A 16,675-nucleotide genomic window follows, 5' to 3' on the forward strand; every position below is an offset into this window, starting at 1 on the left:
CCCTATCCGGGGCCTGTCCCATGCGGATCAGCCCAGTGGCCCGCGCGTTTTTGACCAAGCCCGGCGTCCCCGCAACACGGCAATGAGGCCGGCGATGGCACACCGCGCCAGCTTCCGATCATGAAATTTTTCTTGCATCTTCCGCCTGGATGCAAATCGTCGATGTCCTTCTCCGAGCAGCGGGTAGTATCGTCGAGGCTGTACACATCGTCATGGCTCCACCAGTTCCGCAATGGCCGTTTGCTCCGCGACACTCTCCGTGCTCCTTTCCCTGGGCACTCGAGCAAGGATACTCCAGAGCGCAAGGACCAGAAAAATCCAGGCGGCAAGATAAAAAATCTCATTGAAAGCAAGCATGGCTGCGTGTTGGCGTATGGACTCCGCGAGGATACCGGGCAAATGCGCAAAGTGGCGCTGGGCAGTATTCCAGAAACTCAGATTACTGCCCCGAACCTCCACCAGAAAATGGCGGTGGAGGTCCAAGCGGCGTTCCCACAGAGCCGCCACCAACGGAATTCCCATGGCCTGACCGGTGCTGCGCAGAAGATTCAGCGTTAGGGCTGCGCGTTGTTCTGCGGGTCCGGAAAGTCCCCACAGACCAATGCGTGCCCAGGAGCCAAAGGCCCCGCCAAGACCCAAACCCACCAGCATGGGTGGCTCGGCGATACTGCTTGGTGAAACCGGCAGGTCGTAACTGCAGAGCCAGAAGGCACCTGCGGCCAGAAGGAGCAGAGACGCCACGGCCAGGGGGCGCGGGTCGAATCGCCCAAGGTACCAGTGGGTGAAGGTGGCGCCGACAGGCGCAAAAATGGCCAGGCTCAGAAGTATCTCACCGATAGCGCGGGCACTGTAGCCAAAGCTCAACTGATACTGAACAATGAGCAAGGCCAAGGTACCCTGGAACACCAAGGCGGTCACAAAAATCCCGATGGCCGCCACCCGAAAATTGGCGTAGCGAAAACTTCCCAGATCCACTGCAGGCAAGCGCTGTCGGCGTAGCCACCAAATTGCTGTCAGGCCCAAGACCAGCGTGAGGGCGGCAAGCAGGCGAATCTCCGATGCACGCCACCAGTCGTCCTTGCTGCCAAGGTTGCAGAGCATTTCCAGACTCAGCAGGCTCGCTACCAAGAGGGCGTAGCCCAGCCAATCCATGGACGCCGGCTCCCCTTTGGCCGCGGGCGGTTCCCACAGCCAGATCCCGAGAAAGCTCAGGAGCAGTACCGGTAAATTGAGTGTGAACAGCCAGCGCCAGCCCCAGCTATCCACGATCCAGCCACCCAAAAATGGCCCGAGGGCAAAGGGCGTAATGGCGGCCAAGCCCCACAGGAACAAGCCGAAGCTACGGGCATCGCTGTGGTAGTGGCGGAGGAGGATGTTGAGGGAAAGGGGGATGCTCAGGCCGCCCGCAAGACCGGCGACGATTCGAGCGGCCAGAAACGGCAGGTAATCTCGGGTGGTGGCACTTACGAATGAGGCGAGGAAGATGGTTGCCAGGCAAAAAAGCAGCCCGTTGCGGTCACCATGACGTTGGCTGACCCAGCGTCCAAGGGGCAGACCCAAACCCAGAGCCAAAAAGTAGAGATCTTGGCTCCAATCGCCATAAAGGGGATTGCGTCCCAACGAACCAATGATACGTGGGATCATGGGTAGATAGGCGCCGCCATTGAACAGTACCAGAAAATGTTCGAGGCCAATGGCCACGTTCAGGGCCAAAAAGCGATCTGGAGCAGAGTGTATGCCGGCTAGCCGCCGACGATAGAGGAAACGCACGTTTTGCCGCCGGGAGAAAAACAATGCTCGAAGCCTAGCAAAGGGGTGCCTTAGGCACAATAAACGGAGTGAACGAGATGCTCGTTCATAGGTCCGCGGTGACTCATAATCCGTCGGCCGTCGCAGTGTATATCCAAAAGATAGATGCTATCCGCGATCCGCTGCCGAAGTTCGAAGTGGTTTTCAACCTCTTTACTTTGGCGCAAGCATTGAAGCCAATGCCCATCGACCGGGAGTGGTTGTCCGTCTCCAGATAGCGGAGTGCTTGTATGACTGGTTGGAGTATTATGTTGAACAAAGAGTCTGCTGCATCGTCAGAAATAATGGATGGGGAATGAAAGCAGCGCCAAATTAAGCGTATATTATCTCCCATCATTGTTCTCCAAAACATAATGATTTTCCTGTATTTTTACCCCGCGTCTGCGTAGAGGTAGCGTATAGATGCTGTCTTTCATGAACATGCGACGTACAGCGAAAGCGCTTACAGCAGTGAGTATTGCCGGGAGCAGCGCAGCATAATTTCCAGTCAATTCTATGACCATTATCGGCGCACTCAGGAGAGCGCCAGTGCTGGCAGCAATCATACCTGCCATTCCACATAGGCCTATCGTACCCATTAAGTGCGGTGATAGTACATGCCATTGTGTTAGGCAATATCCGTAAAGCATAGCAATGGCAGCACCAATGAATAACGAGGGTGAGAAGATACCCCCCGATCCACCCGAGCCGATGGTAAGGCTGGTAGCTATGAGCTTCAAAACGAGGAGTATAAGCAAAACGTTGGTATCGGTGAGTGTGCCACGGAGGATATCGCCGGTACCGACATAGCTACCGCCAATCAAATAATAATGTCCGGTAACTGCAAGGCTCAGCAAAAGCAGTAGGCCTACCAGGAACATCCCCAATGCATGACGCACGTACGCATTGGGAAGCAATCGCTCACTAATGTGGGTAGTCGTACTTAAGGTAACAATAAAAATGATGCTCCCGAGGGCTTCTACCAAACCCAAGCCGGCAAAGATGAGTAACGGCATCGTCTGATTCACCGGCGTACTTATGACCGTAGGCAAGAGGTGAAAATTACCAAATACCATTACGGTGACTTGGCTGGCGACGATGGTAGCGACCAAGGTGGAAAGAATAGTCCAGGGCCGCCAGTCCGGCAAAATGACTTCCATGGCGAGAAACCATCCTCCCAGAGGCGCGTTGAACACAGCCGCAATACCAGCACCGATACCACAGCCGAGCAGATGAACGCGGCGATGGGTAGGCAAAACCATGATCGTATCCAGCCAGGAGGTAATGGCTGCTCCAAACTGCATGGCGGGTCCCTCTCTTCCCGCCGATCCACCTGTACCAATGGTTATGGCGGTGGCAAGCGGACGCAGTAAGGCTATGGAGCGTCGCATACGACCCTCACGCGTATGAATTGCCTCCAAGACTTGGCTCACCCCAGCCCCTTGTATTTCAGGGGCATAGTGACGAGCCAGGTAGATCACGATGAGTCCCCCAAGGGCGGGTAGGATGGGTAATGCCCAGCCCCAAATCGAGGGCTCGGTATGCACATTGAGATTCTGGTCAAATTGCAATTTGCCGGTTATCGCGACATTGTGGATAATCGCAACGAGAAAATGGAAGGCGATGGCCCCCAGGCCAGTTAATAGACCGACAAGTGCTCCCAAGAGAACGAGGAACACACCCTCCCTCGCTTGCGGGTAAAGAATACTACCCACGCGCCGTGGGCGGGGCTGTGGCTCTATGGACACGTCTTTCCTGGGTGCATCTTCCGAGGCCGGCAAAAATTTTCATTCATTTTGCCCCCGTAACAGACGGTCTGGCAAACCGGTGTCTGCGAGCACGTCTTCGACGGAGACAATCGCCAGCACATCCTCCGCGCGCGTGAGTCCCTTCCCGTCTCGGCAGAGTAAGGCGATTTCGGTTGCACTGCGGCGAAACTCTCCCACTAATTCATAGAGTTGCACATCACCGCCAACGACGATCCAGTCGGTGCTCGCGAGCTCCAACAAGGGCGTACTGCCGGGGATGTCTCGCCGATGCAGTAGCTCGTTCAGTCTGTGGGCGGCGAGTACCGCTATGGGCTTGCCCTCCCGCACGAGCAGAGCGTGGGGCACACGCGGATAGCGGCTCATTAGTTTTTTCAGATCACTGAGGCGGCGATGGTCGTGCAGGCGCAGAAAGGGTGCTTCGCTGAGGCTGGCTACGCTGCGCATCAGGTAGAGATTGCTGTGGCGCGCTTCCGGGATGTAATGGCCGCGACGCAGTAGCTTGAGAGTATAGATGCTCTCGCGAGTGATCATCCGGCGTATGCCAAAGGCCAGAGAAGCTACCAGAATCAGTGGTACGATGATGTGGTAATCGTTGGTCATCTCAAAAATCATCACCGCTCCGGTGACCGCGGCGCCAGTCGATGCCCCCACCATACCCGCCATGCCCAAGGCAGCACCGGTAGCCAAATGTAGGTGTAGGGAGGGAAACAACAGATCCACGAGCAGAACGAAGGCGCCTCCCACCAAGGCCCCAACATACAGCGAGGGGGAAAAAACGCCGCCGGAGCCACCAGCACCCAGGGTGGTGCTGAAACTGAGAATCTTCAAAAGTGCCAAAAGGAGAAGGAATGCGGGGTTGAGTAGTGTGGAATGGAGCACATCCTGCACCGTAGCGTAACCCACGCCTTCCACGTAGTAATGCCCGGTAGTGATGGCCAGGATGTAGATGGTTGCTCCCACCGCCGCCATGCCCAATATCGCCCGGAGGTAAGGGTGCGGCAGCCACTTTTCCATAAAGTCCTCGGTCCAGTAGAGCATCCGCGTAAAAAAGAGACCGACCGCACCAACGAGGATACCGAGGATGGCAAAGAGCAGATAATTGATGGTATTCATGTGCGCGGTATGCGCGATGATGTTGGGTGGAATGATGAAGGAGGGATAGTTGCCGAGCAGCAACCGGGAGATCAGGGTTGCGGTACCGGTAGCGATCATGACCGGTACCAGGGTACGCGCGCTGATTTCCACCAGCATAAGCTCGACGGCAAAAAGCACGCCACCCACGGGGGTGTTGAAGGTCGCGGCAATTCCTGCACCGGCCCCGGCGGCGATGAGCCCCAAACGCTGCCATTCGGGAAGGCGAATCCACTGCGCCAAAGCGGAGCCAAAGGCGGCGCCGATCTGGATGATGGGACCCTCGCGCCCCACCGAGCCGCCGCTGCCGATGGTGATTGCCGACGCCAGCGCCTTGACCAGTACCACCACCGGACGAATGATCCCGGCGCGATAGTAGATGGCATCCATGACTTCGGGAACGCCATGGCCTTTCGCCTCTGGTGCAAAGTTGCGGACCAACCAGACGACAATGACGCCGCCCAGTACGGGTGCCAGGATAATGCCTGCTCCCCACGGACTGAGGGCACTGTGGTGCAGATCGTTGAAATTGATGTCGAGACGGCCGTAAAAAAAGAAATTGTGCATGAGGCCAATGAGGCGGCGAAAAACGACCGCACCCAAGCCGGCAATAATACCGACGAATATTGCCAATAGAAAATGAAAAAATGGATTTTTCCGCACCCGTTGCCAAAGTATGCGGCGCTCTTCTAAGTCGACCGAGTCGCCACGCTCGGCACGTGACTGCGTAGGAACTATGGTAGACAATGGCTACGCCTGCGTAAGCACGGCATGTGCGCTGGCCTCGTCGAAGATTTTGCTGTCCACTTTGCAATATATGGCCTTTTCATCTACAAAGATGGCAATCTCGGCGACGCCGGGCAGGGCCAACAAGCGTTCTCGAAGCGTGTCGGTAGCGTCGTCGGGCAGAGGAAAAATGCGCGTCAATAAATACGGCGGCCGCTGCATGCCCAGGCTCACCACAAACCAAACGACAAAGATGGCGGTTACCACCCAAAATATGGTGCTGTAATTGCGCGTTTCCGGAATATACAATAAACCGCCCAGGAGGCCACCGCAGAAGGCGCCCAAAAATTCCGAAGAGGTATACACCCCGGTTGCCGTACCTTTGGCGCCGGGGTGACTGAATTTGGCAACCAGAGAGGGCAGACTCGCCTCAAGGACATTAAAGCCCACAAAAAACAGAAAAAGGGCGATAGCGATGATGGCGAGACTTTGTGCTGAACTCGCGAGCAACACCGCCGCGATGATCAGCAAAACAATGGCCAAGAGAAAAACTTCCTTGAGCTTACGTTTTGCCTCACCAACGGCGATGAGCGGAATCATGAACAGAAACGAGAGCAACATGATAGGGAGATAGAGCTCCCATTGGGCAGAAAGCGGCAGAATCGGATGCGCCGGATCGACCAATACCAATGGCAGAACCACAAAAATCGAGGTCAACCCCGTATGCAGTGCAAAGATACCAAAATCGAGGCGACGCAGATTGGGATCCTTCAACACCTGGGAGAGCATTGCCGGATTGAGTTCGGCATCGCGATGAAACTTGGCAGGAACGCTGGGAATGATGAGGTACAGCACCGCAATGGCTAGCAGGGACAATACGGCCGTCGCCCAGAATATTCCAGATACGCCAATGAGGTGCGCGAGGGGCGCTGAGAGCACCAAGGAGATGCTGAAACTGACACCAATCGTGATACCGATAATGGCCATGGCTTTGGTCCAGCGTTCTTCCCGCACGAGGTCGGCAGTCAAGGCAATGATGGCTGCGGCGACGGCGCCAGCGCCCTGGATGATACGACCGATGAGCAGTCCGTCGACACTGGTGGCCACCGCCGCGACAACGCTTCCCGCGGCAAAAATCAGGAGGCCAAGGGCGATGACTGGCTTTCTGCCAATGCGGTCCGAGAGCTTGCCAAAGGGAATCTGAAAGATGGCTTGGGTCAACCCGTAGGCCCCCAAGGCGATGCCAATGAGCGCGGGATGATCCGCCGCCCCCTTGAGGCTGTGGGCGTATACCGAAAATACCGGTAGCACCAGAAACAATCCCAGAAGGCGCAGACCAAAAATACCCGCGAGCGAGAACACTGCGCGACGTTCTCGCTGATCCAGGACAGAGGAGGTGGGAGTTTTCGGCATGGATTTTTCCTGTTTTGCTGAGGACGCGCGGCGTACAGCAGCATCCGTAGAGTCGGCTATTGATTTAGTTGAACTATACCTTCGAGTGTGGCATCATTCAAATCGATATAAATGATATATATATTGATATAGATGATATATGAAGCTGGACGCGGATCAATTGCTTACGCTGCTGACCATTGCTGAGACAGGCAGTATTTCCGAGGCCGCTACTCGCCTGGAACGAGGGCAGCCGGCTGTCTCTGAGCGCATGCGACGTTTGACCAAGGTGGTTGGCGAACCGCTGTACCGACGCGAGTTTGGGAGAATCGTGCTGACTCCACTTGGGCAAATGCTGTTACCCGAGATACAGCAGTTGAGATCGCAATTGGGCAATATCGAAAAAATTCTTGAGCGTCACCGCTCGCTCACTTCGGGTGATTTGCGGATTGCAACCACCAGTCTGATCGCAAAGTATTTCTTGCCTACCTACTTGAAAAGATTTCAGGAGGCGCACCCAAATATAAATATCTACATTAAGAGTGGGGTGACATTCTGGGAGCGTATCAGTCTTTCGGATCTTGACGCGTTCTTTTTTGAGGGTGGTATGGAAATACCCACTATTCCTCAAAGTTTTGAGATCATTCCCTGGATCCGGGATGAGATCGTTGCCATTCTGCATCCTGAGCATCCGCTGGCAAACCAGAGCTCGTTTTGTCTGACCGATCTGGAGAATTTTCCGCTCATTTGGAGGGAGCCATCCTCCGGTGTGCGAAAGATTCTAGAGGCGGCGCTTTTGGAGAAACGAGTGCAACCCATGCACTTGGTAGAGGTCGATGATGTTGATTCGGTGGGCGCGATGACAAAAGCGGGAATGGGTATCGGTTTTATAGATAAATCCGTTTATCTGCAACGGCCTGATTGGGGTCTCTATCACCACCGAGTGTCGGATGCGACTCTTGTTTGGGAGAGTTTTTTGGCAATACCCAGAAAAAGTCTTCGATCTATTGTTCTTGAGAAATTCCTTGAGGCGGTATCGCTTCCTTGATATGCACGAGTTAGGAGTCTTGAAAAGTTCGGTAGTCGTGGTTTCATGTATCCATCCGTCCTTCAATCTCACCGAAATTTCTCCTGCGGGCTCCAAGGCTGTCCGCGATCTTCCAGAGAAACCAAACAAGCCCGTGTGCTGGAAGGCTGGCTATCCACACTTTACTCGATAGGCTCGAGCCACCCGACCTACTTGCCCGGGCGCAACTGGTCGATTCCGCTCTCATCTTCCAGCGTACTGATATCCTGGGTAATTTCCTCGCCGCGGGCGATGGCGCGCAGGATACGACGCATGATCTTGCCGGAGCGGGTCTTGGGTAGGGTGTCGACAAAGTGAATATCGTCCGGACGGGCAATGGGGCCGATGAGTTCCGTGACCTGGGCGCGCAGGGCGGCACCCAGCTCGTCACGGTCATCGCCGACGTGCTCATGCTTGAGGATGACAAAGGCGCAGATGGCCTCGCCTTTGATCTCGTGCGGGATGCCGACCACCGCCGCCTCGGCAACGGCGGGGTGAGCGACCAGCGCCGACTCGATCTCGGCCGTACCCAGACGGTGACCGGAGACATTGAGTACATCGTCGATACGCCCCATGACCCAAAAATAGCCATCGGCGTCCCGCCGAGCGCTATCGCCGGCGATGTAGTAGCGGTCATCGAACTTTTGCCAGTAGGCGCTGCGATAGCGCTCGGGATTGCCCCACACACCGCGGAGCATACCGGGCCAAGGTTCTTGGATGACCAGGTATCCACCTTGGTCCGGACTGTGGATCTCCACTCCCTGCTCGTCCACGATATGCGCAGAGATACCGGGCAGGGGTAGGGCACAGGAGCCCGGCTTGTTTGCCGTGACACCCGGGAGGGGAGCGATCATATGTCCACCCGTTTCCGTTTGCCACCAGGTGTCGACGATGGGACAGCGACCAGCGCCGATCTTCTCTCGATACCAGACCCAAGCTTCCGGATTCAACGGCTCACCGACGCTACCCAGCAGGCGCAGGCTGGACAGGTCGTGGCGCGCCGGCCACTCATCTCCTGCTTTCATGAAAGCGCGGATGGCCGTGGGCGCGGTGTAGAGGACGGTGACCCCGTGACGCGCGATCATTTCCCAGAAGCGGTCGGGACGGGGGTACATGGGCGCGCCTTCGTATAGAAAAACGGTGGCGCCGCAGGCAAGCGGCCCATAGACGACGTAGCTGTGGCCGGTGATCCAACCAACATCGGCAGTGCACCAGTAGACGTCCTCGGCCTTGAGGTCAAAGCTCCACAGGCTCGTCAGCTTTGCCCAGAGCAGGTAGCCGGCGCTGGAATGAACGATTCCCTTGGGCTTGCCGGTGCTGCCCGAGGTGTAGAGGATGAAAAGCGGCTGCTCGGCCTCGAAGCCTTCGGCGGGACAGTCGGCGGGTTGGCCGGCCACTGCGTCCTCCCAGCGGATATCGCGCCCTTCGACGATATCCACGTCCTGGCCCGTGCGCGTCAGGACCACGACGTGCCGGACCTTGTGCTCGTGTTCCCGCAACAATGCCTGATCCACATGACGCTTGAGAGGCACGAGCTTGCCGCCGCGCCATGCGCCGTCGGCCGTGATGAGCAGGGTCGCACCGGTATCCTCCAGACGATCCTTGAGTGCCTCCGCCGAAAAACCACCGAAGACGACGCTGTGAATGGCACCGATGCGGGCACAGGCGAGCATGGCGATGACGGCTTCGGGCACCATGGGCATGTAGATAGCCACGCGGTCGCCGGGACCTATGCCCTGCCGCTTCAGGGCGTTGGCAAAAATGCAGACCTCGCGGTGGAGCTGGGCATAGGTGAGGGTACGGACCTCTCCCTTTTCGCCCTCAAAGATCAAAGCCGCCTTGTGCCGCTGCGCACCGTGCAGATGCACGTCCAGGCAATTGGCACTGACGTTGAGCCTGCCATCGGCAAACCAGCGATAGAAGGGGGCCGCTGAAGCATCCAAACCCTGCTGAAAAGGAGTGATCCAGTGCAAGTGCTCCCGCGCGAGGCGCTTCCAGAAACCCTCCCGATCCTGCTCCGCCTCGGCCTTAAGGGCGTTGAACCGTGCCTCGTCGATGTTGGCCTGGGCAGCAAACTCCGCTGGCACAGGAAAGACGCGGTTTTCGAGGAGGTGCGAGTCGATGGAAGAGGCAGACATGGAAGCTCCCTGGCGATGATGATCAATAGGCTAGGCGCCATCTTACAAAAAGCCACCCGGACGCGCACCTCATCGGTACCAGAGTATCCGCGAATTCTCCAGGGGCACCCGAACCAGGGGGTGCTTTGGGACGATTCTGGGCGTGTAGTCCTCGGCTGGACGCTGCGTCGTCACGTCGCAAAAATAGGTAAAACTGTTGATGGCGCCCGTCAGGGCCTCACCGCGCTCCATGGCGTGTATTTCCGGTTCCGCGGTCCCTTCGCCATTGGCAAAGAGCTGTACCTCGATGGCGTCGGCCTCGAGATCGTCCAGATAGATGTGTACCTGGAAGTGGAGGACCCCATCCCGGGACTGGGCATGTAATTCACCGAAGCGTAAACCCTGCCAGTGGGCAGCCAGTTGGTCGTGCCAGCGACAGATACTTTCGGTCTGGGTACGCTGCTGACGCGCCCTGAGGTACTGCGCCGCCGGCAGGTAGAGCTTCTCGACGTATTCCTGCAGCATACGGTTCGTGCTGAAGCGGGGCGAAAGCTGAGCCATACTCTGCCGCATGCGCGCCACCCAACCGCAGGGGCAACCGCTGTCGTCACGGCCATGGTAGAAAAGCGGCACGATCTCCTCTTCCAGCAAGCGATACAGTTCCTCGGCCTCGCGCCTGTCCCACTCGGGGTCGTGGTCGTGCTCACCACGGTCACCCAGGGCCCAGCCCACCTCCGGGGTGTAGGCTTCGGCCCACCAGCCATCCAGTTCCGAGAGATTGAGCCCGCCGTTGACCAATACCTTCATGCCACTGGTACCACTCGCCTCCCAGGGGCGTCGTGGCGTGTTGATCCAGAGATCCACGCCCTGAACGAGGTGGCCGGCCACCAGCATGTCGTAGTCGGCAATGAACACGACTCGGCCAAAAAGATCCGGATGCTGGCGCAGGAAACGGGTCCATTCCTGAATCATGGCCTTGCCCGCACCATCGCGCGGGTGCGCCTTGCCGGCGATGAGCAACTGCACGGGATAGCGGGGATTACGCAGAATGCGATACAGACGGTCCGGATCCGTAAGCAACAGATTGGGACGCTTGTAGGCAGTGAAACGGCGGGCGAAGCCCAGGGTCAGGGTATTGGGATCCAGAGCCGTGCGCGCTGCCTGGCACTCCTCGGCGGGACGGTGGGCAGCGGCCAGTTGCCGCTGTAGGGCCTCGCGCGCGAAGTGGATCACGCGCTGACGCGCCACACTGCGCAACTGCCAGAGCTCGGCATCGGAGGCCTGCTGGAAGCGCTCGGGCAGGTCGCCGAGGTCGCCGCGCCAGCGATTCTTGCCACAGCGGCGCGTCCATAGGGCATCGGCCTCCGCCGAATCCCAGGACGGCACGTGGACGCCGTTGGTGATGTGCGTGACAGGCACCTCCGCCTCCGGCCAACGCGGAAAGAGGGGCTGGAAAAGGCGCCGGCTCACGGCCCCGTGAAGGGCGCTGACACCGTTGATGAGGATACTGCCGCGAATGGCAAGCCAGGCCATGTTGAAAGGTTCGTGGGGATCGTCCGGATGTTCCCTACCCAAGGCAAGGATGGTCTGGACATCGATGCCGAAGGCCTCCGGCGCACCCTCCACATAGCGCGCCAAGAGCTCCGGGGCAAAGCGGTCGAATCCCGCGGATACCGGTGTGTGCGTGGTAAAGACATTCCCAGCGCGGGTGGCGTTCAGTGCGCAGGGGAAGTCGGTACCGTGATCGCGCATGTGGCTGTAGGCCCGGGCGAGGATGGCAAAGGCGGCGTGGCCTTCATTCAAATGGCAGATTTCCGGTTGAATGCCCAGGCGACGCAAGAGAAACCAACCGCCAACACCCAGACAGATTTCCTGCTCGAGGCGCATTTCCGCGCCGCCCCCGTATAGTTCGGCCGTGATTCCTCGGTCCGCCGGGCTATTGAGGGGGTCGTTGCTGTCCAGCAGATAGAGGGTTACGCGGCCTACCTGCGCTTGCCAGGCGCGCAGGATCACCTCTCGACCAGGAAAGGGGAGGCTTAAACGCAACCATTCGCCATCGGCATCGCGTACGGGGGTGACGGGCAATTGCGTCGGATCGTTGTAGGGATACAACTCCAGTTGGCGACCACAGTCGTCCAGGCTCTGGCGAAAATAGCCCTGCTGCCAAAGCATGCCGATGCCGAGCATGGGAACGCCCAGATCGCTCGCGGTTTTGAGGCAATCGCCGGCGAGAATACCGAGACCGCCGGAATAGATGGGCAGGGCCTCCGAGAGCCCGAATTCCATACTGAAGTAAGCAATCTTCTGAAAAGGCGCTTTGGGATATTTCTGCTCAAACCAGCCCGGATCGGTCAATTCGTTGCGGTGGCGCTGCAGGTGGCCCTCCAGCAGCGCCAGAAAGGCGGCATCCTGCGCCAGTGCTTGCAGCGTTTCACCAGAGATATTCTGCAGGATCAGCCAAGGATTGCGCGTGCGCGCCCAAAGCTCCGGTGCCACCTTTTGCCAGACGGCATCGGCGGCGTAGCTCCAGGACCAGCGCAGGTCCAGTGCCAACTCGGCCAGTCCGGCCAAGGATTCCGGCAATTGCGGCAAGAGATAGCAGGGGGCGATGCTCATGAACACCTCGGATCGTTGCGGGCCAGGGAAATTCAGTAACTCCGGCTGGAAATACGGTGGTGTCGCGTCCTTCTATCGAGCGCGACAGCAAGGGGTTTGCTCGAAGGAACGCTGGCGCGGACGGGCATAACCTCCCCGAGATAAACTTCATACTTAATCTTAGGATTATATCTTAACTTAATGATAACATTGATGTTATTTTCATTAATCCAGGAGCTCATGGGGATCCCTGGGTAGGTCGATTGCGGTGGATTCGAGGTCGATGATTTCCAAGCGATTGGTACCGCCCGGGTGCCCTTGGCTTGGCCCCTGGGTGAGCAGCATGCGACCGCGGACCTTGCCCTGCTGGCGCAGCCAGGCGCGCGCGGCGAACTCCCAACCGGCACTGGGCGAGGCCATGTGCACCCCATGGACGCCGTAGCTGAACGCCAGTTCCTGGCAGACTTTTTCACGGGGACACAGAGCGATGATCCAGGGGCGCAAACGGTAGCGGGCAACGCGCCGAGCGCTGGCTCCCGATTCCGTGGGGGTAACGATACACAGAGGCTTCAGGACTCGGGCGGAATTGGCAGCCTGCAACGCCACCACCGACTCCACGTCCGGCGCCGTTGGCACATCGTCATCGTCCCCGGGCGCGTAGAGCACGCGGGTGTCTTCAACGGCCTGAGCGATGCGCGCCAGCATGCGTACCGCCAGCACGGGATGTTCGCCCATGGCCGACTCTTCCGACAGCATGACGGCGTCGGTCCCGTCGAGGATGGCATTGGCCACGTCGGTGGCCTCGGCGCGGGTGGGTCGAGGCTGCTGCACCATGGATTCCAGCATCTGGGTTGCGGTGATTACCGGCTTGCCGTGGGCACGTGCCTTGCGAATGAGGCGTTTCTGCAGGATAGCGATGCCCTCTATGGGGGTTTCCACCCCTAGGTCGCCGCGGGCCACCATGATGGCGTCGGCGGCCTCGAGAATCTCATCGATACGCTTGCACGCCTGTTTTCGCTCGATCTTGGCAACGATGAAGGGATCGTGTCCCAGTTGTCGGCAATACCTTCGCGCCGCCTCGATATCCTCACGTTTTTCGACAAAGGATACGCTCAGAGCATCGACCCCCGCAGCGAGGGCAAAGGCAGCCAGATCGCGATCGCGGTCGGTAAAGGCACCGCCTTCCAGTTGGACCGCCGGGAGGTTGACCCCTTTGTGGGACAGGAGCACGCCGCCGTTCTGTACGCGACAGAGCCAGTGCCCGTCCTGTTCCTTTTCCACGTTCAAAACGATGAAACCGTCGCTGAGAAAGACGCTGTCGCCAGGGCGCAGAGGGCGGGCCAGGGGCGGCAGCTCCAGGGGAATGTGCAGGGCCGTGCCGCGCGGCAATACGGTGGCAGCGGGAGCCGTACTCCGCAGGCGGTCATTGTGCTTGTCCGGGTTGGCGTCGGGTGGCGCCAGCAGGACGCGATCGCCGCGTTTGAGGCGCATGGGTTCGGGCAGCACACCGATGCGGATCTTGGGACCGGGTAGATCGGCAAGAATGGCCAGGCGACAGGATTCGGCGAGAGCGGCCCGGCGAATGCGCTGGATACGGGAACCGTGCTCCTCTGGCGTACCGTGGGCGAGATTGATCCGCGCCACCCGCATGCCCGCCTGGATCATTTTGCGCAGCGTCGCTTCCTTGTCCGAGGCGGGACCGATGGTGCAGACGATTTTGCTGCGACAGCCGCTCCAGCGCATCACGCCGAACGGACCAGCAGCTTTGCGGCGGTGTCCACGTCCTGATTCTCGACGACGATGGCGTGGATGGCCTTACAAAAAGCGACGGCCTCGGGCTGACTGCGTTGGTGCACGTTGCGCCCGGTGGCACAGCCAGCGGTGTTACCATCGTGGATCTGCCCATACAGACGCTTGAGAAAATCCTCGGCAGAGGTTTCTGCGCCACCGGCACAGACGACCTGAGTGCGTCCCGCCGCCGCCACCGCCTCACCCAACAGTCTGGGATCTTGCACTCCCTGACTGTCGCGGGGCGGGTTGATCTTCACGAAGTCGGCGCCCAGACAGGCGGCAAGGCCCGTGGCCCCGGCCGTAAGATGCGGATCGTGCTCGCGTTCGCCCACTGCCTGCCCGCGCGGATAAGCCCAGATGACCGCAAGCAGACCCAAGGCATGGGCGTCGGCAATGAGCCGTGCCGCTTCCGTCAACATCTGCGCCTCATGGCGCGATCCAGGGTAGATGGTGTAGCCAACTCCCACCACATCCAGGCCGGAGTAGTGAATGAAATCGGCGAGCTGGGCCATGGTCTGCCACTGCAGGCTCAGGGGATCGTGTTCGGGGCCTTTGAGCAGATGGGTCTTGCTGTTGAGCTTGACCAGGTAGGGCACGTCCGGATAGTCGTTGCCGTAGCGCGCGAGAAGGCCCAGCTGTGTCGCAAAACAGCCCACGGGGGCGGCACTGGCGATGCGAAAGAGATGTTCCGGGTCGGCGTCGTCGCTGGCGACATTACCGCCCACGAAGTCGTCGTTGAGGTGTTCCACCTTCTGGTCGCCGGCCATAAGGAAAAGGCGACCGCTCCCTTGGGTGACGCGTTCGTAGTGCGCTTGCCAACGTTTGGCACTTTCGGCGGAAATGCCCGCCGGGGCAGACGGTTTAGAGGGATGCATGGGAATCTCCAGAAAGGCAGGGGTGTTGAAGGGCATAGTGCCGGCGCAGGGCATCACCCGTTGCCGCTACCATGGGGTGCAGAGCGGGGGTCAGGCGCGGCTGGCTACCAAACTGCATGCTGGCCAGATCCGGCGCCGTGGCATGCATCTGGATGGCAAGGCCCATGGTATTGAGCAGTTCCCCCGTGGTCCTGCCGCCCAAGACCTGGGCCCCCAGCAGCTGCAAGGTATTGGCAGAAAATATGAGGCGGCAATAGATTTCGGTAGTATCGGGCATGGCCGCCGGATGATGGTCCGGCATCCGTGCCTCGCCTACCAGGATGGGAAAGCCCTCGGCGCTCGCCTGCGTCTGGGTCATTCCCGCCACGCCGAAGGCCAAGCCGTCGATCTCGCTGGCATAGATGCTGACGGAACCCGCGTTGTAACGCAGCTCCCGCAGACCGTAGAGGTTCATCCCCGCGATGCGACCCTCGGCAGCGGCCTGTGAGGCAATCATGGCGTGGTTGGCCTTGCGTGTAAAATAGTCCTGTTTGTGGGCGCAGTCTCCCACGGCAAAGATGGCCGGATCCTCACGACTGCGCTGGAAGGCGTCGACCCAGACACCGCCGGAACGACTCAGGGTCAGCCCCATATCCTTGGCCAGGGCCACGTTGGGGCGCACACCGATGGCGATGAGCACGGCATCCACCGAAAGTGGCTCCCGATCGGCGATCTGCACTTCGCCCACACGCCGGCCGTCCGCTCCCGGGCGCAGCGCTTCCACCCGTGCCTCGGTGTGGATGTGTACGCCGTGCTGGCGCAGTTGCTTTTCCACGGCCACACAGGCATCGAGATCAAAGGCCGCCTGCATCAGATGGGGAAGCATCTCGATGATGTGCACTTCGATCCCGCGTTTGCGCACCTCGTCGGCAAATTCGACGCCGATGAAACCGCCACCGATGATGGCCAGACGATGTACATCCGGGATGATCTGACTGAAGAGCCGGTCGAGATAGTCGTAATCCTTGCGAATGCTGAAAACGCCATGGAGATCCGTGCCGGGTATAGGTGGGATGAAGTTTTCCCCACCGGTGGCCAGTACCAGGCGCTCCCAGCCGATGATACGACCATCCTCCAGTTGCGCCTCACGCCGTTCACGATCGACGCGCTGGACCAGGCCATTGATGAGTTTGCCCCCGGCGGCAAGCAGCGGTGCACGGCCGGCCATATCCTCCTCGGTACCACCCAGGGTGCCGAAAATGTAGGGGATACCGCAGGGGATCACGGCGTCCGTTTCTGGGCGCAGCACCGTGACTTCCTTGTGCGGCCAGAACTGCGCGGCGGTGATACCGGCCATCATGCCTGCTGGGCCACCGCCGACGATGAGCACATCGGTCTTGCTGCTGTTCATGATCCACCCTCGCGCCAAAATGGTGTTTTCAGTAT

The 16,675-nt window shown here is 59.1% G+C and carries 10 protein-coding genes; 1 reads left to right on the forward strand and 9 read right to left on the reverse strand.

What is annotated here, in order from left to right:
- Window positions 1-210: 210 nt before the first annotated feature.
- The 4 genes from ACAty_RS06385 to ACAty_RS06405 all read right to left on the reverse strand — a co-directional run bounded on the left by ACAty_RS06385 (window position 211) and on the right by ACAty_RS06405 (window position 6,827).
- Window positions 211-1,770, reverse strand: a complete 1,560-nt coding sequence (locus ACAty_RS06385) for an MFS transporter (RefSeq protein ID WP_226047533.1) — start codon at window positions 1,768-1,770, stop codon at window positions 211-213.
- 362 nt (window positions 1,771-2,132) lie between these two features.
- Window positions 2,133-3,467: a chloride channel protein gene (locus tag ACAty_RS06395; RefSeq protein ID WP_226047532.1), complete on the reverse strand. Its 1,335-nt coding sequence runs from the start codon at window positions 3,465-3,467 to the stop codon at window positions 2,133-2,135.
- A 108-nt stretch (window positions 3,468-3,575) separates the two neighbouring features.
- Window positions 3,576-5,291 carry a chloride channel protein gene (locus tag ACAty_RS06400; protein ID WP_004872034.1) on the reverse strand — a complete coding sequence of 572 codons (1,716 nt, stop codon included), beginning with the start codon at window positions 5,289-5,291 and terminating at the stop codon, window positions 3,576-3,578.
- A gap of 147 nt (window positions 5,292-5,438) precedes the next feature.
- Window positions 5,439-6,827 carry an MFS transporter gene (locus ACAty_RS06405; RefSeq protein ID WP_004872036.1) on the reverse strand — a complete coding sequence of 463 codons (1,389 nt, stop codon included), beginning with the start codon at window positions 6,825-6,827 and terminating at the stop codon, window positions 5,439-5,441.
- A gap of 139 nt (window positions 6,828-6,966) precedes the next feature.
- Between ACAty_RS06405 and ACAty_RS06410 the strand changes: the two genes are divergently transcribed.
- Window positions 6,967-7,854 carry a LysR family transcriptional regulator gene (locus ACAty_RS06410; protein ID WP_038471787.1) on the forward strand — a complete coding sequence of 296 codons (888 nt, stop codon included), beginning with the start codon at window positions 6,967-6,969 and terminating at the stop codon, window positions 7,852-7,854.
- A gap of 188 nt (window positions 7,855-8,042) precedes the next feature.
- On the opposite strand, the gene acs is transcribed toward ACAty_RS06410, so the two are convergent.
- From acs to ACAty_RS06435, 5 genes are all read right to left on the reverse strand, one after another.
- Window positions 8,043-10,010, reverse strand: a complete 1,968-nt coding sequence (gene acs, locus ACAty_RS06415; RefSeq protein WP_004872038.1) for an acetate--CoA ligase — start codon at window positions 10,008-10,010, stop codon at window positions 8,043-8,045.
- A gap of 69 nt (window positions 10,011-10,079) precedes the next feature.
- Window positions 10,080-12,605 (reverse strand): alpha-glucan family phosphorylase, encoded by a 2,526-nt coding sequence (gene glgP, locus ACAty_RS06420; protein ID WP_004872040.1) that lies wholly within the window; start codon window positions 12,603-12,605, stop codon window positions 10,080-10,082.
- 204 nt (window positions 12,606-12,809) lie between these two features.
- On the reverse strand, window positions 12,810-14,327 hold the full coding sequence (pyk, locus tag ACAty_RS06425; RefSeq protein ID WP_004872041.1) for a pyruvate kinase: 1,518 nt from the start codon (window positions 14,325-14,327) through the stop codon (window positions 12,810-12,812).
- A complete protein-coding gene (locus ACAty_RS06430; RefSeq protein ID WP_014002911.1) occupies window positions 14,327-15,250 on the reverse strand; it encodes a beta/alpha barrel domain-containing protein in 924 nt (307 codons plus the stop codon). The genes pyk and ACAty_RS06430 overlap by 1 nt, the downstream gene beginning before the upstream one ends.
- The gene (locus tag ACAty_RS06435) at window positions 15,237-16,640 is read right to left on the reverse strand and encodes an FAD-dependent oxidoreductase (RefSeq protein WP_004872044.1); all 1,404 of its coding nucleotides are present in this window, start codon (window positions 16,638-16,640) and stop codon (window positions 15,237-15,239) included. Before ACAty_RS06435 ends, ACAty_RS06430 begins: the two co-directional genes overlap by 14 nt.
- Window positions 16,641-16,675: the final 35 nt, after the last annotated feature.

This window comes from Acidithiobacillus caldus ATCC 51756 (assembly GCF_000175575.2).
In the GTDB taxonomy this organism is placed as follows: Bacteria; Pseudomonadota; Gammaproteobacteria; order Acidithiobacillales; family Acidithiobacillaceae; genus Acidithiobacillus_A; species Acidithiobacillus_A caldus.

Excerpts from the sequence above, each read along its gene's own strand:
- ACAty_RS06430 (WP_014002911.1), bottom strand. The coding sequence starts at position 15,250 with ATGCATCCCTCTAAACCGTCTGCCCCGGCGGGCATTTCCGCCGAAAGT.
- acs (WP_004872038.1), bottom strand. The coding sequence starts at position 10,010 with ATGTCTGCCTCTTCCATCGACTCGCACCTCCTCGAAAACCGCGTCTTT.
- glgP (WP_004872040.1), bottom strand. The coding sequence starts at position 12,605 with ATGAGCATCGCCCCCTGCTATCTCTTGCCGCAATTGCCGGAATCCTTG.
- ACAty_RS06405 (WP_004872036.1), bottom strand. The coding sequence starts at position 6,827 with ATGCCGAAAACTCCCACCTCCTCTGTCCTGGATCAGCGAGAACGTCGC.
- ACAty_RS06435 (WP_004872044.1), bottom strand. The coding sequence starts at position 16,640 with ATGAACAGCAGCAAGACCGATGTGCTCATCGTCGGCGGTGGCCCAGCA.
- ACAty_RS06410 (WP_038471787.1), top strand. The coding sequence starts at position 6,967 with ATGAAGCTGGACGCGGATCAATTGCTTACGCTGCTGACCATTGCTGAG.
- pyk (WP_004872041.1), bottom strand. The coding sequence starts at position 14,327 with ATGCGCTGGAGCGGCTGTCGCAGCAAAATCGTCTGCACCATCGGTCCC.